28 protein-coding genes are annotated in these 25,970 nt (G+C 69.0%); 10 read left to right on the forward strand and 18 right to left on the reverse strand.

The annotated features are described in order from the left end of the window. From rplB to G6N49_RS18060, 6 genes are all read right to left on the reverse strand, one after another. Positions 1–837: a 50S ribosomal protein L2 gene (gene rplB / locus G6N49_RS18035; protein ID WP_011558432.1), complete on the reverse strand. Its 837-nt coding sequence runs from the start codon at positions 835–837 to the stop codon at positions 1–3. A 32-nt stretch (positions 838–869) separates the two neighbouring features. Continuing rightward, positions 870–1,172 (reverse strand): 50S ribosomal protein L23, encoded by a 303-nt coding sequence (gene rplW / locus G6N49_RS18040; RefSeq protein WP_011558431.1) that lies wholly within the window; start codon positions 1,170–1,172, stop codon positions 870–872. Then, positions 1,172–1,831: a 50S ribosomal protein L4 gene (gene rplD / locus G6N49_RS18045; RefSeq protein WP_011558430.1), complete on the reverse strand. Its 660-nt coding sequence runs from the start codon at positions 1,829–1,831 to the stop codon at positions 1,172–1,174. Before rplD ends, rplW begins: the two co-directional genes overlap by 1 nt. Beyond that, positions 1,832–2,485 (reverse strand): 50S ribosomal protein L3, encoded by a 654-nt coding sequence (gene rplC, locus G6N49_RS18050; protein ID WP_011558429.1) that lies wholly within the window; start codon positions 2,483–2,485, stop codon positions 1,832–1,834. It abuts the gene before it with no gap. 12 nt (positions 2,486–2,497) lie between these two features. Further along, the gene (gene rpsJ, locus G6N49_RS18055; RefSeq protein WP_003883485.1) at positions 2,498–2,803 is read right to left on the reverse strand and encodes a 30S ribosomal protein S10; all 306 of its coding nucleotides are present in this window, start codon (positions 2,801–2,803) and stop codon (positions 2,498–2,500) included. 317 nt (positions 2,804–3,120) lie between these two features. Continuing rightward, positions 3,121–4,668 (reverse strand): carboxylesterase/lipase family protein, encoded by a 1,548-nt coding sequence (locus G6N49_RS18060; RefSeq protein ID WP_235679619.1) that lies wholly within the window; start codon positions 4,666–4,668, stop codon positions 3,121–3,123. 168 nt (positions 4,669–4,836) lie between these two features. Here G6N49_RS18060 and G6N49_RS18065 point away from each other — a divergent pair, with 168 nt between their 5' ends. Together G6N49_RS18065 and G6N49_RS18070 are read left to right on the forward strand one after the other, a co-directional pair. Beyond that, complete coding sequence (locus G6N49_RS18065) at positions 4,837–6,087, forward strand: cytochrome P450 (RefSeq protein WP_011768090.1); 1,251 nt, start codon at positions 4,837–4,839, stop codon at positions 6,085–6,087. 99 nt (positions 6,088–6,186) lie between these two features. Beyond that, on the forward strand, positions 6,187–7,449 hold the full coding sequence (locus tag G6N49_RS18070; protein ID WP_083045323.1) for a cytochrome P450: 1,263 nt from the start codon (positions 6,187–6,189) through the stop codon (positions 7,447–7,449). Here G6N49_RS18070 and G6N49_RS18075 read toward each other — a convergent pair. Then, positions 7,415–8,059, reverse strand: coding sequence for a TetR/AcrR family transcriptional regulator (locus G6N49_RS18075; RefSeq protein WP_083045322.1), 645 nt, complete (start codon positions 8,057–8,059; stop codon positions 7,415–7,417). The two genes, G6N49_RS18070 and G6N49_RS18075, sit on opposite strands and share 35 nt — an antisense overlap. 108 nt (positions 8,060–8,167) lie before the next feature. Between G6N49_RS18075 and G6N49_RS18080 the strand changes: the two genes are divergently transcribed. After that, positions 8,168–9,769: an MFS transporter gene (locus G6N49_RS18080; RefSeq protein WP_083045321.1), complete on the forward strand. Its 1,602-nt coding sequence runs from the start codon at positions 8,168–8,170 to the stop codon at positions 9,767–9,769. 11 nt (positions 9,770–9,780) lie between these two features. Continuing rightward, on the forward strand, positions 9,781–10,443 hold the full coding sequence (locus tag G6N49_RS18085; RefSeq protein WP_011558423.1) for an aspartate/glutamate racemase family protein: 663 nt from the start codon (positions 9,781–9,783) through the stop codon (positions 10,441–10,443). Here the strand turns inward: G6N49_RS18085 and mftG are convergent. The 7 genes from mftG to mftA form a co-directional block, all read right to left on the reverse strand. Next, positions 10,430–11,860: a mycofactocin dehydrogenase MftG gene (gene mftG, locus G6N49_RS18090; RefSeq protein WP_083045320.1), complete on the reverse strand. Its 1,431-nt coding sequence runs from the start codon at positions 11,858–11,860 to the stop codon at positions 10,430–10,432. The genes G6N49_RS18085 and mftG overlap by 14 nt on opposite strands. A gap of 20 nt (positions 11,861–11,880) precedes the next feature. After that, positions 11,881–13,293: a mycofactocin biosynthesis glycosyltransferase MftF gene (gene mftF, locus G6N49_RS18095; protein ID WP_064916105.1), complete on the reverse strand. Its 1,413-nt coding sequence runs from the start codon at positions 13,291–13,293 to the stop codon at positions 11,881–11,883. Next, positions 13,290–14,021 carry a mycofactocin biosynthesis peptidyl-dipeptidase MftE gene (mftE, locus tag G6N49_RS18100; protein ID WP_179967767.1) on the reverse strand — a complete coding sequence of 244 codons (732 nt, stop codon included), beginning with the start codon at positions 14,019–14,021 and terminating at the stop codon, positions 13,290–13,292. Before mftE ends, mftF begins: the two co-directional genes overlap by 4 nt. Before the next feature lie 93 nt (positions 14,022–14,114). Then, complete coding sequence (mftD, locus tag G6N49_RS18105) at positions 14,115–15,308, reverse strand: pre-mycofactocin synthase MftD (RefSeq protein WP_083045319.1); 1,194 nt, start codon at positions 15,306–15,308, stop codon at positions 14,115–14,117. Between the two features lie 3 nt (positions 15,309–15,311). After that, on the reverse strand, positions 15,312–16,517 hold the full coding sequence (gene mftC / locus G6N49_RS18110) for a mycofactocin radical SAM maturase (RefSeq protein ID WP_064916106.1): 1,206 nt from the start codon (positions 16,515–16,517) through the stop codon (positions 15,312–15,314). Further along, complete coding sequence (gene mftB, locus G6N49_RS18115; RefSeq protein ID WP_011558417.1) at positions 16,514–16,801, reverse strand: mycofactocin biosynthesis chaperone MftB; 288 nt, start codon at positions 16,799–16,801, stop codon at positions 16,514–16,516. The genes mftC and mftB overlap by 4 nt, the downstream gene beginning before the upstream one ends. A gap of 2 nt (positions 16,802–16,803) precedes the next feature. Beyond that, positions 16,804–16,899 carry a mycofactocin precursor MftA gene (mftA, locus tag G6N49_RS18120; protein ID WP_082703128.1) on the reverse strand — a complete coding sequence of 32 codons (96 nt, stop codon included), beginning with the start codon at positions 16,897–16,899 and terminating at the stop codon, positions 16,804–16,806. 93 nt (positions 16,900–16,992) lie between these two features. On the opposite strand from mftA, the gene mftR reads away from it, so the two are divergent. The 3 genes from mftR (at position 16,993) to G6N49_RS18135 (ending at position 19,464) form a co-directional block, all read left to right on the forward strand. Then, the gene (gene mftR, locus G6N49_RS18125; RefSeq protein ID WP_064874123.1) at positions 16,993–17,592 is read left to right on the forward strand and encodes a mycofactocin system transcriptional regulator MftR; all 600 of its coding nucleotides are present in this window, start codon (positions 16,993–16,995) and stop codon (positions 17,590–17,592) included. 100 nt (positions 17,593–17,692) lie between these two features. Then, positions 17,693–18,211, forward strand: a complete 519-nt coding sequence (locus tag G6N49_RS18130; protein ID WP_179967768.1) for an RNA polymerase sigma factor — start codon at positions 17,693–17,695, stop codon at positions 18,209–18,211. Beyond that, on the forward strand, positions 18,208–19,464 hold the full coding sequence (locus tag G6N49_RS18135; protein WP_064916109.1) for a VOC family protein: 1,257 nt from the start codon (positions 18,208–18,210) through the stop codon (positions 19,462–19,464). The genes G6N49_RS18130 and G6N49_RS18135 overlap by 4 nt, the downstream gene beginning before the upstream one ends. Here the strand turns inward: G6N49_RS18135 and G6N49_RS18140 are convergent. Together G6N49_RS18140 and G6N49_RS18145 are read right to left on the reverse strand one after the other, a co-directional pair. Next, complete coding sequence (locus G6N49_RS18140) at positions 19,461–20,651, reverse strand: NAD(P)/FAD-dependent oxidoreductase (protein ID WP_234786869.1); 1,191 nt, start codon at positions 20,649–20,651, stop codon at positions 19,461–19,463. The two genes, G6N49_RS18135 and G6N49_RS18140, sit on opposite strands and share 4 nt — an antisense overlap. A gap of 58 nt (positions 20,652–20,709) precedes the next feature. Further along, positions 20,710–21,156 (reverse strand): Rv2324 family transcriptional regulator, encoded by a 447-nt coding sequence (locus tag G6N49_RS18145; protein WP_011768087.1) that lies wholly within the window; start codon positions 21,154–21,156, stop codon positions 20,710–20,712. 112 nt (positions 21,157–21,268) lie between these two features. Here G6N49_RS18145 and ddaH point away from each other — a divergent pair, with 112 nt between their 5' ends. Then, positions 21,269–22,087 (forward strand): dimethylargininase, encoded by an 819-nt coding sequence (gene ddaH / locus G6N49_RS18150; RefSeq protein ID WP_083045318.1) that lies wholly within the window; start codon positions 21,269–21,271, stop codon positions 22,085–22,087. Then, a complete protein-coding gene (gene rocD / locus G6N49_RS18155) occupies positions 22,060–23,310 on the forward strand; it encodes an ornithine--oxo-acid transaminase (protein WP_407665045.1) in 1,251 nt (416 codons plus the stop codon). The genes ddaH and rocD overlap by 28 nt, the downstream gene beginning before the upstream one ends. A 4-nt stretch (positions 23,311–23,314) precedes the next feature. Here rocD and G6N49_RS18160 read toward each other — a convergent pair whose 3' ends face one another. Continuing rightward, positions 23,315–24,169: a mycofactocin-coupled SDR family oxidoreductase gene (locus G6N49_RS18160; protein ID WP_011558408.1), complete on the reverse strand. Its 855-nt coding sequence runs from the start codon at positions 24,167–24,169 to the stop codon at positions 23,315–23,317. Positions 24,170–24,291: 122 nt separating this feature from the next. Here G6N49_RS18160 and G6N49_RS18165 point away from each other — a divergent pair, with 122 nt between their 5' ends. After that, positions 24,292–25,125 (forward strand): universal stress protein, encoded by an 834-nt coding sequence (locus G6N49_RS18165; RefSeq protein ID WP_011558407.1) that lies wholly within the window; start codon positions 24,292–24,294, stop codon positions 25,123–25,125. Here G6N49_RS18165 and G6N49_RS18170 read toward each other — a convergent pair whose 3' ends face one another. After that, on the reverse strand, positions 25,126–25,953 hold the full coding sequence (locus G6N49_RS18170) for an SHOCT domain-containing protein (protein WP_011558406.1): 828 nt from the start codon (positions 25,951–25,953) through the stop codon (positions 25,126–25,128). Positions 25,954–25,970: the final 17 nt, after the last annotated feature.

Genomic DNA, 25,970 nt, shown 5'->3' on the forward strand with positions numbered 1-25,970 from the left:
CTAGCGCTTCTTGCCGGTGCGCCGGCGTCGGACGATGAGCTTGTCGCTCGGCTTGTTCGGCTTGCGGGTGCGGCCCTCGGGCTTACCCCACGGGCTGACCGGGTGGCGACCACCGGAGGTCTTGCCCTCACCACCGCCGTGCGGGTGGTCGACCGGGTTCATCACGACACCGCGGACGGTCGGGCGCTTGCCCTTCCACCGCATACGGCCGGCCTTGCCCCAGTTGATGTTGGCCTGCTCGGCGTTGCCCACCTCGCCGACGGTGGCGCGGCAGCGCACGTCGACGCGACGGATCTCACCGGACGGCATACGCAGGGAGGCGTAGCTGCCCTCCTTGCCCAGCAGCTGGATGCTGACACCGGCCGAGCGGGCGAGCTTCGCACCGCCGCCGGGCCGCAGCTCCACGGCGTGGATCACGGTGCCCGCGGGGATGTTGCGCAGCGGCAGGTTGTTACCCGGCTTGATGTCGGCGTTGGCGCCGGACTCCACGATCGCGCCCTGCTTCAGCCCGTACGGCGCGATGATGTAGCGCTTCTCGCCATCCAGGTAGTGCAGCAGTGCGATGTTCGCGGTGCGGTTCGGGTCGTATTCGATGTGCGCGACCTTGGCGTCGACGCCGTCCTTGTCGTGGCGACGGAAGTCGATCACCCGGTAGGCACGCTTGTGGCCACCGCCCTTGTGCCGGGTGGTGATGCGGCCGTGCGCGTTGCGTCCGCCCTTACCGTGCAGCGGACGGACCAGCGACTTCTCCGGGGTCGAGCGAGTGATCTCGGCGAAATCGGAGACGCTGGCACCGCGGCGACCCGGGGTCGTCGGCTTGTACTTGCGAATTGCCATTTCTATTAAGTCTCTCTAGCTTCTCGCCCGGCTCAGGCCGGAGCTCCGAACAGGTCGATCGGCTTGCTTCCCGCGGCCAGGGTCACGATCGCGCGCTTGGTGCTCTTGCGCTGGCCGAAGCCGCTGCGGGTGCGCTTGCGCTTGCCCTGCCGGTTGGCCGTGTTCACCGAATCGACCTTGACCTTGAAGATCTTCTCGATGGCGATCTTGATCTGGGTCTTGTTCGAGTCCGGGTGCACGATGAACGTGTAGACGTTGTCCTCGATCAGCCCGTAGGACTTCTCGGAGATGACCGGCGCCAGGATGATGTCGCGGGGATCTGTCACGGTTGCCATCAGGCCGAAGCACCTTCCTTTTCAGTACGTGCTGTCTGCGCGTTGATGTAGGCGTTCAGGGCCTCGACGCTGAACACCACGTCGTCGGCCTTGAGCACGTCGTAGGTGTTGAGCTGATCCGGCGAGATGATGTGAACGCCGGGCAGGTTGCGCACGCTGCGCTCGCTGGTCTCGTCGGCGCGGCCGATCACGACCAGGACCTGCTTACGCTCGGTCAGCGTCGACAGGAACGCCTTGGCGCTCTTGGTCGACGGGGTCTGACCCTCCACCAGCTCGGTGACCGCGTGGATACGGCCGTTGCGCGCCCGGTCCGACAGCGCCCCGCGCAGGGCGGCGGCGATCATCTTCTTCGGGGTGCGCTGGCTGTAGTCGCGCGGCTGCGGGCCGTGGACGGTGCCACCACCGGTGAACTGCGGCGCCCGGGTCGAACCCTGACGTGCGCGGCCGGTGCCCTTCTGCCGGTACGGCTTCTTGCCGCCGCCGGAGACCTCACCGCGGGTCTTGGTCGAGTGCGTGCCCTGCCGCTTGGCGGCCAGCTGCGCGGTCACGACCTGATGCATCAGCGCGATGTTGGCCTCGACGTCGAACAGCTCAGCAGGCAGCTCGACGGAGCCGTCGGTGGTCCCGGCCGGCGTCTTGACCTCAATTGTGGTTGCCATTTACTTCTCGCCTCGCTTGATTGCGCTGCGGACCATCACCAGTCCACCGTTGCGGCCGGGGATGGCGCCCTTGATGAGCAGAACGCCGTTGGCGGCATCGACCTTGTGCACGACCAGGTTCTGCGTGGTCACCCGGTCGCTGCCCATACGGCCCGACATGCGGGTGCCCTTGAACACGCGGCCCGGGGTGGCACAGCCACCGATCGAACCGGGCCGGCGGTGCACGGCCTGGGCGCCGTGCGCGGCGCCCTGGCCCTTGAACCCATGCCGCTTCATGGTGCCGGCGAAGCCCTTGCCCTTGCTGGTGCCGGTGACGTCGACGTAGGCGCCGTCGGAGAAGACCTCCGCCGTGAGCTCCTGGCCGACCTCGTAGTCAGCGGCCGCGGACTCGTCGTCGAGCCGGAGCTCGGCGAGATGGCGGCGCGGGTTGACGCCGGCGGCGGCGAACTGACCGGTCACCGGCTTGTTGACCTTGCGGGGGCTGATCTCGCCGTAGGCGATCTGCACCGCGCTGTAACCGTCCCGCTCGGGGGTACGGATCCGGGTCACGACGTTGGGGCCGGCCTTGACGACCGTCACCGGCACGACCTTGTTGTTCTCGTCGAACACCTGCGTCATGCCCAGCTTGGTGCCCAGAATGCCTTTACGTGCCATTTCTTGGGTCTCCTACTGGATGTTCACGTCGACGCTGGCCGGAAGGTCGATGCGCATGAGCGCGTCGACGGTCTTCGGCGTCGGGTCGAGGATGTCGATCAACCGCTTGTGAGTACGCATCTCGAAGTGCTCACGCGAGTCCTTGTACTTGTGCGGTGAGCGGATGACGCAGTACACGTTCTTCTCGGTCGGCAGCGGCACGGGGCCCACCACGCTGGCACCGGTACGGGTGACCGTCTCCACGATCTTGCGCGCCGAGGCGTCGATCGCCTCGTGGTCGTAGGCCTTGAGCCTGATGCGGATCTTTTGTCCCGCCACGCTTTTCCTACCTCACTCCTGCTTGTTGCCCGCGCTGGGAAACCCCAGCGCGACCTGGTGTTGGCTATTGCCGCCGCTGTTTACCTGTCTATGGTCCACCGGTCCCCGCGGTCGGGTGTGTCGCCCTACGCGCGCTCGGATGCGGCGGAAATTCCGTCACACTCGAGAGGTGGGACCGATGCGCCCGTGTGGGCGCCGGTCGGATGCCTCTGCGAGACGGTCCGAACAGGCACCGTCCCGGCTCAAGGCAACCCGAACAGTATGCCTCAGATCCTGGCCTCGTCCAAATCCCTGACGACCAGCGGGCAACTGCCCCGTCAGTCTTCCAGGTCGGCCCAGAATGCGCACTGATGTTCCCGCGCGTAGTCCCTCGTCACCCGGTTGCCGTCGGGTTGCAGAGACAGGAACGAGCCGTCCCCGAACTGCGGCCACTGGGGCGCGTCGGAGGCCGACGGCGCACCCGAGGCCACGAACGCGGCCCAGTAGTCGATCATCTGGTCGGACAGCGTCTGCTGCGCCGGGGACAGCGGCGGCGCCCCGCCGACGTCGAACAGATAGCGCAACTCGAGTGAGTGGCTGGCGCCGACGGGGAACGGCAGCGTCCGCAACGGTTCCGGGGCCGGGGCCGCCCGGTCGTTGAACTCGTAGGCGTAGACGGGCGCCCCGCCGGCCAGTCGTGCGGCCATACGGTCGGCGATGCACGCGAATTCACCGTCGGTGACCGTCGCCGCGTAGGCGAGCGGGACGCTGACCTGCGGGTCGGCGCCGAAGCCGTCGACCGGATAGCGGGCGGCGACCTGCCCGGCGTCCGGCCCGAACGTGTCGGCGAGCAGGCCGGGGTACTGCTCGGGGGTGTACCGGTCGTCGTGCTGGAGGTAGCGCATCGCGACGAACAGGGTGAACTCGTCGCGGTTGGTGCCGATCAGCACCGGGACCCGCGCCGCGGTCCCGTCGGCGATGGCCCGGACGGGGTCGACCGGCAGCGCCTTGGTGCCGGTGACCGGTCCGGTCAGTTCGTCGGCGCCGATCTCGACGAACCAGACGGGTTTGCGCAGTTTGTCGGCGGGCAGCGCGCGCAGGCATTCGGCGGCGGTGGCCGGGTCCGGGCAGCCGGCGCCTGCGGCGTAGTCGAGGCTGCGCTGTTCGGCCACGGGCAGCGGGGCCTGCGCCTGACAGGGGGCGCTTTGGATGATCGCGGCCTGGAACAGGCCCGCCGATCCAGGTGCGACGAGGTGGTCGCACACCGACATGCCGCCGGCCGATTCGCCGGCCACGGTCACCTTGTCCGGGTCGCCGCCGAAGTCGGCGATGTTGTCGCGCACCCAGCGCAGCGCGGCCTGCTGGTCGGCCAGCCCGTAGTTGCCGACGTCGCCGGGCGCCCCCAGCGCCGGATGCGCCAGGAATCCCATCGTTCCGAGCCGGTAGTTGACGGTGACGACGACCATGTCACCGCGGGCGGCCAGTCGGCGGGCGTCGTAGATGCCGCCGCTGCCGTTGACGAAGGCGCCGCCGTGAATCCAGACCATCACCGGCCGCTTCTCGTTCGACACCGGCGGCGTCCACACGTTGAGCGTCAGACAGTCCTCGTCGGTCTGCCTGCCGAGTTCGATGTCACCGCCGGGATCCTGCAGGCAGCGCGGACCGGAGCGGGTGGCCTGTCGCTCGCCATCCCACGCGGGTGCGGGTTCGGGCGGGCGCCAGCGCAGCGCGCCGACGGGCGGGGCGGCATACGGGATACCGGCGAACAGCCGGTGGTCGTCGGCGACGGTGCCGCGCACTGCACCGGAGGCGGTGCGGACCAGAGCGGGGTCGGGGCCCGGCGTGGAAGCGGGCCCGTCCGACGGCCCTGCGGCACATCCGGCCATCACCGCGATCGCGAATATCAGCGCCGCGAGCCGGCGGTGGCGAACCGGTCCGGGCTGCACCTGTTCGACACTACTGACACGCGCGCGCAGACCCCGACTACCGATCGTGGCGGCGATCACATAAGCTCACTTTTGACACCCGTCAAGTTCTCTATCGAGCGAGGAATCATGACCAGTCTGATCGTCGACGACGCGGCGAAGGTTCTCGCCGACCCGAAGGCCTACGCCGACGAGGCGCGCCTGCACGCCGCCCTGACGCACCTGCGCGCACACGCCCCGGTGTCGCTCGTCGACGTACCGGACTACCGCCCCTTCTGGGCGGTCACCAAACACGCCGACATCATGGCCATCGAGCGGGACAACGAGTTGTGGATCAACGCCCCGCGTCCGATGCTCGTCACCGCGGCCACCGACGACCTGTCCCAGGCCAACCTCGCCGCCGGCGGCGGGCTGCGCACGTTGATCCACATGGACGACCCGCTGCACCGCGACATCCGCAAGATCGGCGCGGACTGGTTCCGCCCCAAGGCGATGCGCGCGCTCAAGACCCGCGTCGACGAACTGGCCAAGATCTACGTCGACAAGATGGTCGAAAAAGGTACCGAGTGCGACTTCGTCCAGGAGGTCGCGGTCAACTTCCCGCTGTATGTGATCCTGTCGCTGCTCGGCCTGCCGGAATCGGACTTCGGCCGGATGCTCAAGCTCACCCAGGAGATGTTCGGTGGCGACGACGACGAGTTGACCCGCGGTAAGAGCCCCGAGGAACTGCACGAGGTCATCACCGACTTCTTCCGCTACTTCACCGCGCTGACCGCCGAGCGCCGGGCCAACCCCACCGAGGATCTGGCCTCGGCCATCGCCAACGCCAAGATCGACGGCGAATTCCTCAACGACATCGACTGCCTGTCCTACTACGTGATCGTGGCCAGCGCCGGGCACGACACCACCAGCGCGGCGATCTCCGGCGGGCTGCTCGCCCTGATCCAGAACCCGGACGAGTTGGCCCGGCTCAAGGCCCACCCGGAACTGATGGGCACCGCGACCGAGGAGATGATCCGCTGGACCACCCCGGTCAAGGAGTTCATGCGCACCGCCACCGCCGACACCGAGGTGCGCGGCGTGCCGATCAAGGAGGGTGAGTCGGTGCTGCTGTCCTACGTCTCGGCCAACCGCGACGAGGACATCTTCGACCAGCCGTTCCGCTTCGACGTCGGCCGCGACCCGAACAAGCACCTGTCGTTCGGTTACGGCGTGCACTTCTGCCTGGGCGCCGCACTCGCCCGGATGGAGATCAACAGCTTCTTCAGCGAGCTCGTCCCGCGCCTGGAATCGATCGAACTGGCCGGCGACCCGGAGTTCATCGCGACGATCTTCGTCGGCGGCCTCAAGCATCTGCCGATTCGGTATTCGCTGCGCTGACACGAACGTGATCCACGCAACCCCTGCGCGTGGACAGTGGTCTCGATCACATAGACTGCGCTTGACACCCGTCAAGAGCAGCACTGCGTGAGGAGCCCCATGAGCACGTCGGCAATGGATCTGGAGATGGACGAGGCCGCGAAGGCCCTGGCCGATCCCTCGGCATACGCCGACGATCAGCGACTGCACGCGGCGCTGACCCATCTGCGGGCCCACAATCCGGTGGCGTGGGTCGACAGTCCGCCGTACCGGCCGTTCTGGGCGATCACCAAACACGCCGACATCATGGCGATCGAACGGGCCAACGACCTGTTCCTGTCCGAGCCGCGGCCGGTGCTGGTCACCGCGGAGGCCGACGACCTCGCCAGGGCGCAGCTCGAGGCGGGTATGGGCCTGCGGACGCTGATCCACATGGACGATCCGCACCACCGCAAGATCCGCGCCATCGGGGCGGACTGGTTCCGACCGAAAGCCATGCGCGACTTGAAAGTTCGCGTCGACGAACTCGCCAAGCGCTACGTCGACAAGATGCGCGACATCGGACCGGAATGCGACTTCGTCACCGAGATCGCGGTGAACTTCCCGCTCTACGTGATCCTGTCGCTGCTCGGCCTGCCCGAAGAGGACTTCGGCCGGATGCACATGCTGACCCAGGAGATGTTCGGCGGCGACGACGACGAGTACAAGCGAGGGGCCACCCCCGAGGAGCAGATGGCCGTCCTGACCGACTTCTTCAACTACTTCGGGGCCCTGACGGCGTCACGGCGGGAGAACCCGACCGAGGATCTGGCGTCGGCGATCGCGAACGGACTCGTCGACGGCGAACCGATGTCGGACGTGGACACGTTGTCGTACTACGTCATCGTCGCCAGCGCCGGCCACGACACCACCAAGGACGCGATCTCCGGTGGACTGCTCGCGCTCATCGAGAACCCCGGCGAACTCCAGCGCCTCAAGGACGATCCCGGCCTGATGGGCACCGCGGTCGAGGAGATGATCCGTTGGGCCACCCCGGTCAAGGAGTTCATGCGCACGGCGGCCGCCGACACCGAGGTACGCGGTGTGCCGATCAAGGAAGGCGAATCGGTCTATCTCGCCTATGTTTCGGCGAACCGCGACGAGGAGGTGTTCGACGAGCCGTTCCGTTTCGACGTGGGCCGCGACCCGAACAAGCACCTCGCCTTTGGCTACGGCGTGCACTTCTGCCTGGGCGCAGCACTCGCGCGGATGGAGATGAACAGCCTGTTCACCGAACTCCTGCCGCGGCTGGACCACATCGAATTGGCCGGTACCCCTGAGCTTTCGGCGACGACGTTCGTCGGCGGGCTCAAGCACCTGCCGATTCGGTACTCGTTGCGCTGACGGTGTGGGTCGCCAGGAATCCGTCCACGGCGGCCTCCGCGCAGGCGTGATAGTCGAAATCGGCCAGGGTGCTCAGCCGGCCGAGGATCAGTGGACCGATGAGCAGCGCGATGGCCTGGATCCGGTCGACGTCGGTGAGGCCGAGTTCGGCGGCCTGGGCGCCGTCGAAGATCGCCTCGAACGGCGCCGAGTAGGACTGCAGGATGCGCTCGCGCAGGGAGGCGACCGAACTTCCCGCGTCGGGATCGCGTGCCTCGGCCCATGGGCCGAGGTCCGGTCCGGACGCGAGCCACGTCATGGCGGCGAGCGTGGTGGGCGCCTCTGAGATGGGATCGGCCCAGCCGACCACGACGGCGATGAGCTGATCGCGCAGGCTGCCCTCGGCCGGCGGCATCGGGGCGGGTTGCAGCAGGCTTTGGAAGGCGGCGGCGAGCAGATCGTTGGCGCTGGGGAAATGCCGGTAGAGGGTGGCCCGGGCGACGTTGGCGCTGCGGGTGACCGCATCGATCGTCACCGCGCTGGGGCCGCCGGACCGCAGCAGCGTCGTCGCTGCGTCGAGTAGCCGGGCGCGCGAGCGGGCCGGTCTGGGATCGCCATTCGTGGCGGTCATACGTTTTCTTCACCTCCCCGGTGGGAACAAGACTATCGGTCCTGCTACGAGACCGTTAGTCTCGTTTCACGTCGAGGCATCGGTCTCGCCCCTCCGAAGAGAGACGACATGGTCGACACCCTCCCGCGCACCGACCAGGATATCGACGCCGAGATTGCCGCTCTGTCGAAGCGGAAACGGATCTGGCTGCTGGTCATCGCCAGCGTCGACGTGCTGATGGTCATCTCGTCGATGGTGGCGCTCAACGCGGCGCTGCCCGACATCGCGCTGCAGACCTCCGCGACACAGTCCCAGTTGACCTGGATCGTCGACGGTTACACGCTGGCGCTGGCCTGCCTGCTGCTGCCGGCGGGCGCCATCGGCGACCGCTACGGTCGGCGGGGTGCGCTCCTGGTGGGCCTCGCGATCTTCGCGGTGGCCTCGCTGGCCCCGGTGCTGTTCGACAGCCCGATGCAGATCATCATCGCGCGGGCCGTCGCCGGCGTCGGCGCGGCGCTCATCATGCCCGCCACCCTCTCGCTGCTCACCGCCGCGTTCCCGAAGTCCGAGCGCAACAAGGCCGTCGGCATCTGGGCCGGTGTGGCGGGGTCGGGCGCGATCTTCGGCTTCCTCGGTACCGGGCTCCTGCTGAACTACTTCTCGTGGCAGTCGATCTTCTACATGTTCGCCGCGGGCGCACTGCTGATGTTCGTGCTGACGTGCACCATCGGTTCGTCGCGTGACGATACGGCGGCGCCCATCGACTGGGTCGGCGGTGCGCTGATCGGCACCGCGATCGCCGTCTTCGTCCTGGGGGTGGTCGAAGCGCCCTCCCGCGGGTGGACCGACGTCCTCGTCATCGGCTGTATCGCCGGCGGGGTCGCACTCGCCGTGCTGTTCGCACTGGTGCAGTTGCGCCGCGACCATCCGCTGCTCGACGTGCGACTGTTCCTGCGACCCGACTTCGCCACCGGCGCGGCCGGGATCACCTTCCTGTTCATCGCCAACTTCGGCTTCTTCTTCGTCGAGATGCAGTTCATGCAGCTGGTGATGGGGTACAGCGCGCTGCAGACGGCGTTCGCCCTGTCCCCGCTGGCGTTTCCGGTCCTGATCCTGGGCGGGACGTTGCACCTCTATCTGCCGAAGGTGGGTCTGCGGTTCGCGGTGAGCGTCGGGCTGCTGCTGATGGCCGTCGGCTTGTTCTCGATGCAGTTCCTCGACGCCGACGCGACCTTCCTCGACCTCATGTGGCCGATGCTCATCGTCGCGTCCGGCATCGGATTGTGCACGGCGCCGACCACATCGGCGATCATGAATGCCGTCCCCAACGAGAAGCAGGGCGTGGCTTCGGCGGTCAACGACGCCACCCGCGAGATCGGCGCGGCGGTCGGGATCGCCGTCGCCGGGTCGATCCTGGCGGCCGCCTACCACAGCACGCTGGCGCCGAAGCTCGGTGCGATGCCCGAGCAGATCCGCGACACCGCAACCGATTCGCTCGCCTACGCGCTGTCGGTGTCCGAACAACTCGGCCCGCAGGGCGAGCAGTTGGCCTACCTCGCCAAGGAGGCGTTCATGGAGTCCGCAGACCAGGCGCTGTTCGTACTGTCGGCGCTGTCGGTGGTGGGGTCGGTGTTCATCGCGATCTGGTCGCCCGGACGCGACGGACGGCAGTGGTCCGCCGTGCGCCGCCTGCGGAAGAACCGGTCGGCACCCGCGGAGGTTGCGCCGTAGGCTTTCCAGGCGTGCGACTGCTCCTGGTGAACCCGAACACGACGGCGTCGATGACCGCCGCGATCGCCGCGTCCGCGTCCGCAGTGGCGGACCCCGGTACGGTCGTCGAGGCGCTCAACCCCACCGACGGCCCGTCCAGCATCGAGAACGAGGCGGACGAACACCGTTGCGTGCCACACCTTCTCGATGTCCTCCGCGACGCGTGTGCGCGCACTCAGAACCGCCCCGACGCGTACGTGATCGCGTGTTTCGGCGATCCGGGTCTCGACGAGGCGCGAGAACTGCTCGACGCGCCGGTGCTGGGCATCGCCCAGGCGGCCATGCACGGCGCCGCCCTGCTCGCGGGGACCTTCTCGGTGGTGACGTCGATGTCGGCGACCGTGCCCCGTGGGTGGCAGCTCGCCAAGGCCTACACCCCGAACGCGTGTCAGGGCGTGTACGCCTGCGACATCCCGGTGCTGCGCATCGACTCCGATCCGGCCACCATCGAGCCGATCGCCGACCTGTGTGCGCACGCGCTGCGGGCGGACGGCAGCCGCTCGATCGTGCTCGGTTGCGCCGCGATGGCCCGCTTCGCCGAGCCGCTCTCGCAGCGTCTGGGTGTCCCGGTCATCGACGGCGTCGCGGCCGCCACCCGCCTGGCCGAGGCGTTGACCCCGCTCAGCCCGCGATGAACTCCGCGGCCCGGTGCCCGATCATCGTGATCGTCGCATGTGGGCCCCGGCTGGTGAGGGCGGGCATGACCGAACCGTCGACCACCCACAGCGCGTCGACGCCGCGAACCCGGCACCGAGGGTCGAGCACCGCACGCGGATCGTCCTCGCCGCCCATGGGCGCGGTTCCGGCCAGATGCTGGGACGTCGACCAGGACAACTCACCGGAAGGCACTGTGCCGCTGATGATCTCGTGGGCGATCTGCGCGCCGGCGGCCAGGTCGGCCACGTCGTCGGGTTCACTGTCGTAGCGGTGTTCGATCAGCGGGGGGACCAGCGGATCCGCCGAGGCGAGAGTGAGCCTGCCCCTGGACCGCGGCCGCATCAACGCGACGCCGATGTGCGGATGGTCGGCGGGGTCGTCCCCCGGCCCGTGCACCATGGCCGCGAAACCCGATGTGTACGGCCGGATCTCGATACCGGAGTCGGTGGTGAGGACCGCCTCCAGTGGCGGCAGGTCGTGGGTCGGCGTCCACCTCACCGGGATCACCCATTCGGGGTGGTCGGACGTCGAGGCGCCGACGGGCACATCGGACCACACCCGAATGCCCAACGCCCGCAATGCCTCTGCCGGGCCCACGCCTGAGATCATCAGCAGCTGCGCGGTGGCGATCGCGCCCGCGCACAGCACGATCCGGTCCGCGGTGAGGGTCTGCCGACCGGTGGGGCCTGCGCACTCGACCGCCACGGCGCGTCCCCGGTCGATCTGGACCCGCGTGACCCGCGTATCGGGCAGCAGGTCGAGGTTGTCCCGTTCGAGCGCCGGTTGCAGGAACGCCCCGCCCGGTCCGAGGCGGGTTCCGCTGTCGACGTTCAACGGCACCGCACCCACGCCGTCGACGGGCACGTCCGCGTCGAGCCCGCTCAGATCCTCGACCCACCGGAAACCGGCACGGCGGGTGGCCTCGACGAAAGACGCCGTACATCCGTCGAAGTCACGCACCCGGCTGACCGTGATCGGCCCGCTGTCCCCGTGCAGTGGCCCGGTGAAGTCGAGGTCGGTCTCGATCGCCCGGAAGTGCGGCAGCACGTCGCGCCACGTCCAGCCGGGAACCCGCCATCCGTCGAAATCGGCGGGCAGCCCGCGGCAGAAGTATCCGCCGTTGACCGCCCCGGATCCGCCGACGACGGCGCCGCGCGTGATCTGCGCGCGCCGCGGCGGTGCGTCGGTGAGCGTGGTCAGGTAGTGCCGGACCACCGAGCTGGCGCTGCCGATCGGCAGCCGCAGCCCGTCGCTGATCTGTTGGGCCACCCGTGGATCGGACGGCGCCGGGCCCGCCTCCACCACGGTGACGCGGCACCGCGGGTCGGCGGAAAGTCGTTCGGCCAAAACGGATCCGGCGCTTCCGGCGCCGACGATCAGAACGTCGCTGTGCACAGCCTCGGTCAAGGGCCGTCTTACGTCCGGATCTGGGGTTTGAGCGCCCCGAGGTGCCGTTCGCGCACCACCCCGGTCCACAGGCCGAGCCCGTAGGCGATGTCGTCGAGCCGGCGCAACAGCACATAGGTCAGTAACCCGACCTGTTTGGTGTCGTCGTCGGTGTTACCGCGCCGCGCGGCCCAGTCGACCACGCCGTCGACCACCGCGGCGATCAACACCGCCTGCCGGCAGCGGCGTGACACCAGCGCCGCCAGCAGGGCGATCGGCCAGTAGTGCCGGCAGATCGCCGACGCCAGTTGCAGCGCCGCAGACCACAGTCCCTGCGCGGCGATGGCGGCCACCTGACGCGGTTCGGTCTGTACCGAGCTCAACGAGTTGGCCACCCGCCGGGCGGTCAGGGCCGCCGCGAGCATCGAGGCCAGGTAGCCGATACAGCTGCCCATCGCCATCAGCACCCAGACCACCAGGGTCCAGCCCGAGATCACCAGCGGCGCGGTCTTGCCCGGATGCCGAACCGCCAGCGGCGCCGCGGACTTTCCGTAGAACGCCTTGCGGAGGAACCACTCCCCCAGGTCGGTCCGGTGGTCGTGGGCGACCAGGGCGATCGGCTCGTAGCGCAGCCGGGCTCCCGCCTCCACCAGTCGCCAGCACAGGTCGACGTCCTCACCGGAGTGCATCGTCTCGTCGAACCCGCCGACCTCGTCGAGCGCGCGCCGCCGGCAGATGATCGCGGCGCTCGGCACGTAGGACACCGGACCGTAGGGCACCACGGGCGCCTCCCGGTGCCCGAGATCGAGCGATGAGCGCACCGCCTCGTACCGGGCCACCGGGTTGTCGGCGGTGCGCAGCCCCACGATGCGGGGTGCGACCAGCGCGACCGCGGGGTCGCAGAAGTGGCCCAGCAACGCCTCGAGCCATCCGCGACGCGGTAGCACGTCGGAGTCGAGGAACGCCACGAAGTCGGTCGGGCAGGCCGCCGCGCCGGTGTTGCGGGCGGCCGCGGGTCCCCTGCTGCGGTCGTGGCGGATCACCCGGACGTCACAGTGCACGCCGGACATGTGGGTGCACTCGATCGGTGTCGCCGATCCGTCGTCGACGACGATGACGCGCAGGCCGCGCAGCGACGCGAGCAGGCGCTGCAGACCGGAGATGTTGTCGCGCACTGGAATAACGACCGTCACGTCGCGGTGCGACGGGCCGCTGGCCGGGCGTGGGTGGGCGACGGTGGCGTCGAGCAGAGTGCGCGCCAACTGTGCGCTCGTGGCGTCGTGCACCTCGAGGCGGCCGCCGCTGAGCATGGTTTGCGCGGCCGGTGCCAGCCGCAGCAGCCGGGTGGGCGAACCGCCGAGCAGCGCAGCGCCCTCGTCGAGTACCTTGACCCGGCGGTCGACCTGCACAGCAAAGCCGTCGGGCAGCCGAGGCCCGGTCACTGCAGCATTCCGTTGCGGTCCGGGGCCCAGCGCGCGATCCGGTCGGCGCAGTGCCGCACCATCTCGCCGAACAGGCGGGCGCCGTCGGCGCCGGTGGCCGTCGTGGGGTCGCCGAGCACGCCCACCTCGCTGACCGCGGCGACGCCGCCCTGCCGCAGTGCGGGCATCAGGTCGCGCAGCGGTGCGGTGTTACCGCGTTCCCAGTGGTCGGTGTGCACGTCGTCGGGCGAGATGTGCAGCAGTACGGACGTTTCGGTGTGGCCGGCGTGCGCGTCGGAATCCTTGGCAATGCACGGACACCAGGCGACGTCGCGGTCCTCGTAGCGCAGCAGGGCGGTCGCACCCGCGAGCGCCTCGGTGTTGCCGCCGTGGCCGTTGAGGAACACCACGCGCGACGCCCAGTTGGTGGCCGACCTGCCGAATTCGACCAGCAGCAGGCGCAGTGCGGCGGTGCCGATGGAGATGGTGCCGGGGAAACTCTCGTGCTCACCACTGGCGCCGTAGCCGACGGCGGGCGCCAGCGACCACGACGGCGTCAGCGTGCCCGCGACCTCACGGGCGACGGCGGTGGCGATGCGGGTGTCGGTGTCCAGCGGAAGGTGGGGTCCATGCTGCTCGGTGGAACCTACCGGAACAATCAACGCCGCAGACGTGCTGCGCAGCTGCCTCGACGTCGAGTTCCCAAGCTCGCTGGGAAAAGCCACCCCGCGATGGTAAGCCGAATTCACCTGGCGTGCGCCGGTTGTTGGTGCACGGGATTCAATTGTTTCGATCCCGGCAGCACCGTCTGCCCCCTGCGTCACAGCAAGAGGTTCAGCCGATCAGTTCTGGTCCCCGGCCGGCACGCCGAGCGCGCGGGTGAACCCGTCGGGAATGAGGATGTCGTCGGGGCCCAGATCATGGATCGAGGCGCGTCCGAGCCCCATCAGCGCGGAGTCGATCCCGCCGCGCAGGATGTCCAGGACGTTCTCGACGCCGGCCTGCCCGTTGGCGGCGAGCCCCCACAGGTAGGCCCGGCCGATCATCACCGCGCGGGCACCCAGCGCCAGGGCCTTGACGACGTCGCTGCCGCGGCGTATACCGCCGTCGAGCAACACCTCGACCTGCTGGCCGACCGCATCGGCGATAGCCGGCAGGCACCGGATGGCGGCCGGGGTGCTGTCGAGGTTGTTGCCGCCGTGGTTGGACACCGAGATGGCTGAAACACCGGCATCGACAGCGCGTTTGGCGTCGTCCACCCGCACGATGCCCTTGAGCATGAACGGACCGTCCCACCGCTCGCGCAACCACGCGATGTCCTCCCAGGTGGGCGGCGGGGTTCCCATCCACTCGCCATAGGCCTGGAAGAACGGCGGTCCGGGCTCACCGCGGCGGGCCTGGTTGGGCACCCGCAGATCGGGCGGGCTGAACGTCTTGCCGAAATCCCACAGCCAGCGCGGTTTGGTGAGCACCTCGGGCGACATCTTCAACATCGTCTTGAGGTTCATCTGCTCGGGGATCTTCGGGCTGCCCCAGTCCCGGCCGTGGGAGAAGCTCCAGTCGGTCGTGGCGATCAACCCGACCGCACCGGCCTCCTTGGCCCGCTGTGCGCGCTCCAGGATCGCCTCGCGTCCCCCCAGCCAGTAGATCTGGAAGAACAGCTTCGGGTTGGCGGCGATGACCTCTTCGATCGGCTTGCTGGCGAAGGACGACAGTCCCATCGCGGTGCCACGGGCGGCCGCCGCGCGGGCGACCGCCACCTCACCGTCGGGGTCGACGGCCTGCACACCGGTCGGCGAGATCATGACCGGCATCGAGATCTCTTGTCCCATCACGGTTGTCGACAGGTCGCGCTTCTCCGGGGCGCCGACGACGTGGGGGGCGAAGCCGAGTTCAGAGAACGACTCGACGTTGTCGGAGACCGTCACCCCCTTCTCGCTGGCAGAGATGAGCGAGGAGTACACCGACTTGGGCAACCGCTTCTTCGCCCGCTGCTGGGCGATGGCGACGGTCTCGAACCAGGTATCGCGCGCCATGATCTACACCGGGCTTTCGTTACACAGCCGGGCGGGCGGCTTGGTCAACAGTTTCAACGGGATCGGGCCCGTCAGTTTGGTCCCTCGGGAGTGGTCGCCGCTGGGCTTGGGTTTGACCCGGTCGACCTCGAGCGCCGGCGCGCCGTAACCCTGGACGCATTCGGGATCGGGCCCGTCGAGCGGCAGACCGGTGAAGAACTTGGCGGCCATGCATCCGCCGCGGCAGGCGTCGTAGTGGTCGCAGCCGCTGCACGCCCCCGCGGACTGCGGTTCGCGCAGCTCGCGGAACAGTTCGGAGTTCTGCCAGACGTTCTGGAAACCTGTGTCGGACAGGATGTTCCCGGCCAGGAACTTGTCGTGGATGGCGAACGGGCAGGCGTAGACGTCGCCCACCGGGTCGATCAGGCAGACCACCCGGCCGGCGCCGCACAGGTTCAGCCCGGCCAGCGCACCCGGTTCGCCGAGTCCCGAGAGGTGGAAGAACGAGTCACCGGTGAGCACCCGCTCACCCTTGGCGACGAGCCAGTTGTAGAGCTGCACCTGCTGTTCGGCAGTGGGGTGCAGGTCGTCCCAGACGTCGGCGCCGCGGCCGGAGGGACGCAGCCGGGTGATGCGCAGCGTGGCGCCGTACCGGCTTGCCAGCGCGGCGAAGTCGTCGAGTTGGCCGACGTTGTGCCGGGTGACGACGACGGAGATCTTGGCGTCCTTGAAGCCGGCGGCGGCGAGGTTCTCCAGCGCGCGCTCGGCCATCGCGAACGAGCCCGGGCCGCGGACCGCGTCGTTGATCTCGGCGGTCGCCCCATCGAGGGAGATCTGCACGTCGACGTAGTCGCTGGCGGCGAGTTTCGCGGCGATCTCGGGGGTGATGCGCACCCCGTTGGTGGAGAACTTCACCCCGACATGGTGGGCGGTCGCGTAGTCGACCAGCTCCCAGAAGTCCGGGCGCACAGTGGGTTCGCCGCCACCGATGTTGACGTAGAACACCTGCATGCGCTCGAGCTCGTCGATGATGTCCTTGCACTGCTGGGTGGACAGTTCGCGAGGATCGCGCTTACCCGATGACGACAGGCAGTGCACGCACGACAGGTTGCAGGCGTAGGTGAGTTCCCACGTCAGGCAGATCGGTGCGTCGAGACCGCGCTCGAACTGGTCGACCAGGCGGGGAACGGGCGCTCCGCCCGGCGCGGGCGCCGGAACGACAGCAGTCATGAGGTCTCCTCGCAGACGAGCATCTTGGATTGGACGAGCACGCCGAGCGCGTGCAGGTACGGCGCCTGTTGCGCATCGTCGATACCCGCTGCGCGGCAGGCGGAGCGGGCGTCGCGGTGATCAGCCAGAGAGTTCACCACGTCGACGATCGTGCGGTTCTTCAGGAACGACAGCTTGCGGGTCCCGAAGTGGTACAGCAGCGCCCCGAACGGTTCGGGCCGCACCGCCACCTGGTGGTGCAGCCGCCACCGCAGATCGGGGTCGAACGCAACAGGCGCCGACACGGTCAGTAGACCCCGCACATCCCGTCGATCGAGACCTCTTCGACCAGCGTCTCGGTGACCAGTTCCGTATCGGCTTCAACGTGCTGATTGGGCTCCATGAGCACTGCCTTTCGTCGCGTAGGGTCACTGAAATGTGACCTAGGTCGCCTAGGATATGGCATCGAGTGCCAGAACGGAAGGGGTGGGTTGTCATGCGGCAGGATTCCGCGCCCCGGGTCGGCCGCCGTCGCTCCACCACCCAGGACCACATCACCGACGTCGCGCTCGACATGTTCGCCGCCCGCGGGTTCGACGAGGTCAGCGTCGACGACGTGGCCGCCGCCGCCGGCATCGCCCGGCGCACGCTGTTCCGCTACTACTCGTCCAAGAGCGCGATCCCGTGGGGCGACTTCGACGCGCACCTCGAGCACATGCGGCATCTGTTCGACGATCTCGACCCGACCGTTCCCGTCGACGAAGCGCTGCGGGCCGCGCTGCTCGCGTTCAACCACTTCGACGCCGCCGAGACCGCCAGGCACCGCCAGCGGATGCGCGTCATCCTGCAAACCGATGCGCTGCAGGCGTATTCGATGACCATGTACGCCGGCTGGCGGGCGGTTATCGCCCAGTTCGTCGCCGACCGCATCGGCGTCAAGGCCCACGATCTGGTGCCGCAGACGGTGGCGTGGACGATGCTCGGCGTCGCGCTGTCGGCCTACGAACAGTGGCTGGCCGACGAGGCGGTGTCGCTGGCGCAGGCGCTGGGCGACGCCTTCGACACCGTCCGCGACGGTCTGCGCGCCCTGCATTAGCGATTTCGGCGTGGCTGGTCGCGGTGGGCGCGACCAAGCACGCCGAAATCACTCGGGAAAAGGGCGTCGGAGTTCGGGGCGCAACGGCGACGATGAGGGTGTGAGCGGCGAACCAGACGGTGACGACGCTCCGCGGACCCTGCTGGCGCTCTACGACGATGCCCTGCCGACGGTGTACGGCTACTTCGTCAGACGCTGTCCGGACCGCGGAACCGCCGAGGACCTGACGTCGGAGACCTTCCTGGCGGCGATGGACGCCGCCCGGCGGGGCACCTCCGCGCCGATCAGCGTGCCGTGGCTGATCGGGGTGGCCCGGCACAAACTGGCCGACCACTACCGGCGCCGACACGACCGGCACGCGGTCCCGGTCGGCGAGGTGCCCGAACCCGGTGAGCCGGTCGACGGCTGGGACGCCGAACTGGACCGGATCGTCGCCGAGAGCGTGCTGGCGAAACTCGCCGAACAGCACCGGACGGTGCTCGCGCTGCGCTATCTCGACGGCTGTTCGGTCCCCGAATGCGCCGAGTTGATCGGCCGGACGGTGCACGCCACCGAGGCCCTGCTGGTGCGGGCCCGTCGCGCATTCCGCTCGCACTACCCGGAAGGAGGCACGCCGTGAACGACAACACCGACCCGCTGTGGGTCCTGCACGGTGACGAGCTTCCGGTCCAGCCCGACCCGGCGTTCGCGGAGCGGTTGCGCCGCCGGCTGGAGTCGGCGCTCAGATTGCCCAACCGAACCGAAGGAGTCGAGATGAGTGGCACCGATACCGCACTGGCCGCCGTGGCCCCGCGCCCCGCCGCGCTGCCGTACCTGGCGGTCGGCGACGCGCGCGCGGCCATCGGCTGGTACGCCGACGCGTTCGGCGCGACACTGGCCGGTGAGCCGATCGTGATGGACGACGGCCGCATCGGCCACGCCGAACTCACGGTATCCGGCGGCGTGCTCTACCTGGCCGACGAGTTCCCCGAGATGGGTTTGAAAGCACCTGACGCCGAACATGTCTCGGTGAGCCTGATGCTGCAGGTGAGCGACACCGACGCGGCGTTGCGGCGGGCCCACGAGCACGGCGCCCGCGTCCAGCGCGAACCCTACGACGCCCACGGCTCGCGCACCGCGACGATCATCGACCCGTTCGGACACCGCTGGATGCTGTCCGGGCCGGTCCCCCGTGCCGGGGCCCTGATTGAGCACGGCGACGTCGGTTACGTGTCGCTGTGGACCCGCGACACCGAGCGCGCCGCCGCGTTCTACGGCCACGTCCTGGGCTGGACCTACGATCCGGCCACCCGCCAGGTCACCAACACCGACCTGCCCACCGGCATCTTCGCCGGCGACGGACCCGCCACGTTGTTCTGCTGCTACGCCGTCGACGACCTCGACGCGGCACGGCAGTCGATCATCGCCGCCGGCGGAACCCCCGGCGCGACAACCACACACGACTTCGGGACGACCCTGGACGCCACCGATCCGCTGGGCAACCCGTTCGCGGTGTTCACACCGTCACGGCCGACGCCGCGGCCCGCGCTCAACGGCACCGGCCCCCGCGAGCTGTCCTACATCACCCACGAGGTCACCGACTCGGGTCGGTTCCGTGAGTTCTACGGCCGGGTGCTGTCCTGGACCTTCGAACCGGGCCGCATCGAGGACGGCTGGGCGGTCAACGAGTGCCGGCCGATGACCGGCATCGGCGGTGGCAGCGACCGGTCGGTGACGGTGCCGATGTGGACGGTCTCCGACATCGACGACGCGGTGCGCCTCGTCCGGGAGGCCGGTGGTTCGGTACGACAGGAACCGAACCGCCAGCCCTACGGCCTGATGGCCGAATGCGTCGACGACCAGGGCGCCCGCTTCTACCTCGGCCAGTTCTAGCCGAGCACGTCGGCGATCGGGGCGCCGTTGGCGATCTTGTTACGGGTCTTCATGACCTTGCCGGGCATCCCGCCGCCGACCACGCCGGCCACCACACCGTCGCGCTCGTAATACGCCAGGAATTTGCGGCCGTCGTCCTCGACGATGTGCACGGTGTCGTCGGCCTCCGGTTCGCCGAGGCACTGGATTTTCACGTCGTACTGGTCGCTCCAGAAGTACGGCACCGAGACCACACCCGGAACGTCCTGGCCGAGCATCGCGGGCACCAGCACCCGGGCCTGGTCGGCGACGTTGCTCCAATGTTCCACGCGCACTTGGTTGCCGACGGTGTCGAGCCACGAGGCGACGTCGCCGATCGCCCACACGTGCGGTGCACTCGAGCGTCCCTCGGCGTCGCACACCACGCCGTTGTCGAGCGTGATGCCGCTGTCCTCGAGCCAGTCGGTGGACGGGCGCGAGCCGATTCCGACCACGACGAGGTCGGCCTCGACCTCGGCGCCGTCGCTCAATACGACCGACTGCACTTTCTCTTGTCCGTCGACGTCCTGACCCTTGACCTCGGCCACCCCGACACCGCAGCGCACGTCGACGCCCTCGGCGCGGTGCAGCCGGGCCACCAGCTCGCCGATCTGCGTGCCGAGCACCGACGCCAACGGCGCGGGCTGCGGTTCGACCAGCACCACGTCGACGCCGAGTTTGCGCAGGCTCGCGGCGACCTCGCAGCCGATGAAGCCGGCGCCGATCACCACGGCGCGCCGCGCGGAGCCGGCCTCCTCACGCAGCTTGAGGCTCTCGTCGAAGTTGCGCAGCACGTGGATGCCGGTGAGGTCGGGGAACGACGGAATGCGCTTGGGCACCAGCCCCGTGGCGATCACCAGCTCCTCGTAGCCGATCTCGCGCCCGTCGGTCAGCGTGACCTTCTTGCCGACGGTGTCCACGCTGGCCGCACCGGCGCCGAGCAGCACGGTGATGTCGTTTTCCTGGTAGAACTCCGCAGGCTTGAGCGTGACGTCGTCGGTCTCGCTGCGCAGCACTTCCTTCGACAGCGGCGGCCGGTCGTACGGCAGATGGTCCTCGTCGCTGACGATCGTGACCGGGCCGGAATAGTTCGAACGCCGCAGTTGCTCGGCGGTACGGGCCGCTGCGAGACCGCCGCCGACGATGACGATGCCACCTGAAGTGCTCACGTGGTCGTTGTACACGATGGGTCGCCGGATGGGTACGCCACCCTGTGATTCGGGTTACTCAGGGCAGCGCGCGCTCGATGAGGTTCGACAGCACCACGATGCTCTCGCTGCGCTCGATGTCGGCACTGGAACGGATGCGTTCCAACGCCTCCTCGAGGTGCCGCATGTCGCGGGCCAGCACGTGCAGGACGGCGTCGGCGGTGCCGGTGACCGTCGCCGCGCTGACCACCTCAGGGATGTCCACCCAGGCGGCCCGAAGCCGTTCCGGCGCAATGGTTCCGTGGCAGAACACCAGGACGTAGGCCTCAGTGTTCCAGCCCAGCGCGTTGCGGTCCACGACGGTGGTGAAGCCGCGGATCACCCCGTCGTCGAGCATGCGGTCCACCCGGCGCTTGACCGCGGGCGCCGACAGGTTGACCCGCTGACCGATCTCGGCGAACGTGGCGCGGGCGTGCTCGTTGAGTTCGGCGAGAATGCGCTCGTCGGTGTCGTCCAACCGGTCCATGACCCTCCCGCACAACAAATCGCCGCTGAGACGCTCCCAGCACAACAGATCGCGCCAATAGACGCAATGTTCGGCGATTGTTTGCACGTAGGCGTCCACATATCGTCGATTCATGCCGCTACCGGTCACCCGCACGCCGCAGATCCGACACTACGTGATGACCCCGCCGACCTTCTTCGCCGTCGAGTACGCGATCAACCCCTGGATGGACCCCAGCACGACCGTCGACACCCACCGCGCCCTCGATCAGTGGGAGACCCTGCGCCGCACCTACAAGGAGCTCGGCCACACCGTCGAACTGGTCGAACCGGTCGCCGGGCTACCGGACATGGTCTACGCCGCCAACGGCGGGGTGCTGGTCAACGGACAGGCCGTGGTCGCCCGGTTCGCGTTTCCGCAGCGCACCGCCGAAGAAGACGCCTACGCCGAGTGGATGACCCGCCACGGGTACGACCCGGTGCGCACCGGGTATGCCAACGAAGGCCAGGGTGACGTCCTCGTGGCGGGCCCGATCCTGTTGGCCGGATACGGTTTTCGCACCGACGCGCGCGCACACCGGGAGATCGGGGCCGCGGTCGGCATGCCGGTGGTCAGCCTCCGGTTGGTCGACCCGCGCTTCTACCACCTCGACACCGCTCTCACCGTTCTCGACGACACCACTATCGCCTTCTACCCACCGGCCTTCGACCCCGCCTCGGTCGACTGCCTGCGCGCGTTGTTCCCCGACGCCATCGAGGTGACCGCCGCCGACGCCCACGTCCTGGGCCTCAACGCGGTCTCCGACGGTCGCAACGTCGTATTGCCCACCGCGGCAGAGGGTTTCGCCGAACAGCTGCGGGCGGCGGGTTTCGACCCCGTCGGCGTGGACCTGTCCGAGCTGCTCAAGGGCGGCGGCTCCGTCAAATGCTGCACGCTGGAGGTGCACCCGTGACCGTCACCGATCGCACAACCGTCACCGACGCGGTGATCGCCGCCGACCACCGCTACGTCGCGCACAACTACTCCCCGCTGCCGGTGGTGGCCGCCGCCGCGGAGGGCGCCTGGATCACCGACGTGGAGGGTCGGCGCCACCTCGACTGCCTCGCCGCGTACTCGGCGGTCAACTTCGGCCACCGCCACCCGCGGATCGTCGCGGCCGCCCACGCCCAGCTCGATGCGGTCACGTTGGTCAGCCGCGCCTTCCACTCCGACCGGCTCGCCCCGTTCTGCCAGGCGCTGGCCGGGCTGTGCGGTAAGGACATGGTGCTGCCGATGAACAGCGGCGCCGAGGCCGTCGAGAGCGGTATCAAGGTGGCCCGCAAATGGGGCACCGACGTCAAGGGCGTACCGGCAGGCCTGGGCAACATCGTGGTGGCGCACAACAACTTCCACGGCCGCACCACCACCATCATCAGCTTCTCCGACGACGACACCGCGCGGCGGGGCTTCGGCCCGTACACACCGGGCTTCCGGGCCGTGCCGTTCGGTGACACCGATGCGCTCGCCGCCGCCGTCGACGACCACACCGTCGCGGTGCTGCTGGAACCGATCCAGGGCGAGGCCGGGATCATCGTCCCACCCGACGACTACCTGCCGCGGGTGCGGCGGATCTGCACCGACCGTGGCGTGTTGCTGATCGCCGACGAGATCCAGTCCGGCCTGGCGCGCACCGGGCGCACGTTCGCCTGCGACCACTGGGACGTGGTGCCCGACCTGTACCTGCTCGGCAAGGCGCTCGGCGGCGGTGTCGTCCCGGTGTCGGCCGTGGTCGGCGACCGGGATGTGCTGGGCGTGCTGCATCCCGGAGAGCACGGCTCCACCTTCGGCGGCAACCCGCTGGCGGCGGCGGTCGGCTCGGTGGTGGTCGACCTGCTGAGGACCGGCGAATTCCAGACGCGCGCCGTCGAACTCGGCGACCATCTGCACACGCGGCTGCGCGGGCTCATCGGTCACGGCGTGGTGGCGGTGCGCGGGAAGGGACTGTGGGCCGGTGTCGACGTGGACCCCGCGCTGGGCACCGGTAAGCAGATCAGCCTGGCCCTGGCCGAACGCCGCGTGCTGGTCAAGGACACCCACGGTTCGACGCTGCGGTTCGCTCCCCCGCTGGTCATCACCGCCGACGAAATCGACTGGGCGGTGGACCGATTCGCGGCGGTGCTGGCCGACCGCGGATGAGGGACTAGTACTTCATCACACCGCGGTCGACGGCGATCTGGCTGCCCGACAGCGTCGCCGAACCGTCCCCGGCCAGCCAGGCCACCACGTCGGCGACCTCCTCTGCCGTCATGAACTCCTGCAGCCCCTTCTTCCCGCCGGAGTCCACGCGATGCAACGGCATCGGCGCGAAGCTGTGCAGGTAGCTCGGATGCTTGGCGAAGATCTCCATCATCGCGTCGCGTTCGATCATCGGGGTGTCGATGGAGTACGGGTGGATGGAGTTGACCCGGATGCCGTACTCCCCCGCCTCGAGCGCCAAACCGTTCGTCAGCGCCGTCAGACCGTGTTTGGACGCCGCGTAGTGGCCGTTGCCCGGGGTCGCCTTCAGACCCGCCGAGGAACTCACGACGATGATCGACCCGCCGTTACCCGCCTCGATCATCGCGGGCACCACGGCGCGGATGGTCTTCCACGTGCCGTTGAGGTTGACGTCGATGACGGCACTCCACTGATCCTCCGACATCTCCCACAGCCGGCCCCAACTCAGCACACCCGCATTGGCCACCAGGATGTCGAGCCGGCCGAACTGTTCGACACCGTCGGCGACGACCTGCTCGAGCGCCGCGAGATCCCGGATGTCGACCTCACGGGCGAGCACCTTGCGTCCGGTCGCCTCGACGGCGCGCACCGTCTCGGCGAGGTCCTCGGCGGTGGCCGCGGGATAGGTGATGGTGTCGTGCACCGGCGCGCAGATGTCGATCGCGATGATGTCGGCGCCGTCGGCGGCGAGGCGGACGGCGTGCGCGCGGCCCTGGCCACGGGCGGCCCCGGTGATCAACGCGACTCGACCGGCCAGCGGGCCCTCAACTGCGCTCACCGACGCTCCTTTCGATCAGACTGCCGACAGGCTAACAGCAGAACTGGAACGTGTTCTAAGAACGCTGCGTGACCCACGTGCGTCCTGCGCATACGATCGGGACAGATCGAGGGAGGTCCCCCATGCCGCTCGGCGTGCTCATCGGATTCGACGGCTCACCCGCCGCCACCGCCGCCATCGAGGTGGGCGGGCAACTGCTCCCACAGGCCCACGCCTGGGTGGCGCAGCTGTGGACACCACCGTTCGCCAGCGAGCCGCTGCGCCGGCGCCTGCGGTCCACGGTCGGCAGCGCAAGCGAACTGGTCGAGCGCACCGAGCGGGAGGGCGAACGCGAGGCCCAGCGCATCGCGGTCACCGGCACCACGCTCGCCCGCGCCGCCGGACTGGACGCCGAACCTCTGGTGAAAAGGACTTGGGGCGGTGAGGGTTTGGTGCTCGCGCAGTTGGCCGAGCAGGTGTCCGCCGATCTGCTGCTGGTCGGTTCGCGCGGACTCGGTGGCGCCCAGGCGCTGATGGGCAGCGTCTCCGACATGGCCGTGCACTATGCGTCGCGCCCGACGCTGGTGGCGCCGGCGCCCATGCTGGCCGACGAGTACGACGCGCTGGCCGGAGGTCCCGTCGTCGTCGGGTGGGACGGGTCGGGGGGCGCGCGGACCGCGCTGTCGGCCGCCCAACACCTGTTCCACGGCCGCGAGATCGTCGCGGTGTCGGTCGGGCAGGGCATCACCGAGACGCCGCCCGACGGTGTGGCCACCGAACACATCGACACGCAGGCGGGGGCCAAGGACCACTTCGTCGCCGACACGCTGACCGGTCTGGCCGCCCACCGCAGGGCGGCGGCGATCGTGGTGGGGTCGCGTGGCCAGTCGGCGATCCGCGAGGTGCTGCTGGGCAGCGTGGCACGCGCGACGCTGCGTTCGGCCCACCGTCCGGTGCTGGTGGTGCCGGGGCCCTGACTACAGGGCTTCGATGATCTGCTGACGTTTGGCGGCGTACTCGGCGTCGGTGATGGCGCCGGTCGCGCGCAGCGTCTCGAGTTCCTGCAGGCGCTGCGCGGTCGACGGACCCGTCGGCGCGGTGACGGGAGCGCTCGGCGCCATGGCCGCGGGCGCAGGCACCTGCTGCACCGCGGACTGCCGGACGACGGCCTGAACCTGTTGTCGCGCCGCCGGATTCGCGCGCAGATCGACCATGTTGTTCATCCCGATACCGTGGGCCTTGAGGATCTGCAAGATCTCCAGCAGCGGACCGGACTGTCCGGTGAGGTCGTAGGTGTGGTTGTCCTCCGACACCGTGAACGTCGCAGGCATCAGCCCACCCACCAGAGCGCTTCTCTCCCAGTCGATCTGGTACTCGTTGGTGGTGGGGTCGACGATCGCGACCAGTTTGCGGTTGGTGATCATCGGCAGCCGCGACACCGACGCCACCACGCGGTCCTGTGCGGTGAACGGCGTCAGACCCGGCCCGGTGATGGACAGGTCGAGTTTGACGAGCGGTTGTTCGTTGATCCGGGTGTTCGTCTCGTGGATGCCGGTGATCTGCGCGAGCGCGAGCACGCCGCGCGCCTCGAGTTCAGCGGTTCTCGCCGCCGAGTGGGCGCCGAAGGCGGTGATGCCCAACGCGATCAGCACATCCGCGGCGGTGACCAGCAGACCGGTCCAGAACATCCACTCCAGCATCGGGTCGGGTCCGGTGGCGAAGTAGATCGCGAGGAAGATCGGGCCGACGATGCCGCACAGCAGCACGAAGAGTTGGATGCGGATGTAGCGCCAGAAGGTCGACATGGCCATGCTCCTGTGGT

Origin of the sequence: Mycolicibacterium monacense, from assembly GCF_010731575.1 — a bacterium.
Classification (GTDB): Bacteria; Actinomycetota; Actinomycetes; order Mycobacteriales; family Mycobacteriaceae; genus Mycobacterium; species Mycobacterium monacense.

Bases quoted from the DNA above. Each gene is read 5' to 3' on its own strand.
- rplB (WP_011558432.1), bottom strand. From the start codon at position 837: ATGGCAATTCGCAAGTACAAGCCGACGACCCCGGGTCGCCGCGGTGCC.
- rplW (WP_011558431.1), bottom strand. From the start codon at position 1,172: ATGGCAACCGTGACAGATCCCCGCGACATCATCCTGGCGCCGGTCATC.
- rplD (WP_011558430.1), bottom strand. From the start codon at position 1,831: ATGGCAACCACAATTGAGGTCAAGACGCCGGCCGGGACCACCGACGGC.
- rplC (WP_011558429.1), bottom strand. From the start codon at position 2,485: ATGGCACGTAAAGGCATTCTGGGCACCAAGCTGGGCATGACGCAGGTG.
- G6N49_RS18060 (WP_235679619.1), bottom strand. From the start codon at position 4,668: ATGGCCGGATGTGCCGCAGGGCCGTCGGACGGGCCCGCTTCCACGCCG.
- G6N49_RS18065 (WP_011768090.1), top strand. From the start codon at position 4,837: ATGACCAGTCTGATCGTCGACGACGCGGCGAAGGTTCTCGCCGACCCG.
- G6N49_RS18070 (WP_083045323.1), top strand. From the start codon at position 6,187: ATGAGCACGTCGGCAATGGATCTGGAGATGGACGAGGCCGCGAAGGCC.
- G6N49_RS18075 (WP_083045322.1), bottom strand. From the start codon at position 8,059: ATGACCGCCACGAATGGCGATCCCAGACCGGCCCGCTCGCGCGCCCGG.
- G6N49_RS18080 (WP_083045321.1), top strand. From the start codon at position 8,168: ATGGTCGACACCCTCCCGCGCACCGACCAGGATATCGACGCCGAGATT.
- mftD (WP_083045319.1), bottom strand. From the start codon at position 15,308: ATGGCGCGCGATACCTGGTTCGAGACCGTCGCCATCGCCCAGCAGCGG.
- mftC (WP_064916106.1), bottom strand. From the start codon at position 16,517: ATGACTGCTGTCGTTCCGGCGCCCGCGCCGGGCGGAGCGCCCGTTCCC.
- mftA (WP_082703128.1), bottom strand. From the start codon at position 16,899: ATGGAGCCCAATCAGCACGTTGAAGCCGATACGGAACTGGTCACCGAG.
- mftR (WP_064874123.1), top strand. From the start codon at position 16,993: ATGCGGCAGGATTCCGCGCCCCGGGTCGGCCGCCGTCGCTCCACCACC.
- G6N49_RS18145 (WP_011768087.1), bottom strand. From the start codon at position 21,156: ATGGACCGGTTGGACGACACCGACGAGCGCATTCTCGCCGAACTCAAC.
- ddaH (WP_083045318.1), top strand. From the start codon at position 21,269: ATGCCGCTACCGGTCACCCGCACGCCGCAGATCCGACACTACGTGATG.
- rocD (WP_407665045.1), top strand. From the start codon at position 22,060: ATGCTGCACGCTGGAGGTGCACCCGTGACCGTCACCGATCGCACAACC.
- G6N49_RS18165 (WP_011558407.1), top strand. From the start codon at position 24,292: ATGCCGCTCGGCGTGCTCATCGGATTCGACGGCTCACCCGCCGCCACC.
- G6N49_RS18170 (WP_011558406.1), bottom strand. From the start codon at position 25,953: ATGTCGACCTTCTGGCGCTACATCCGCATCCAACTCTTCGTGCTGCTG.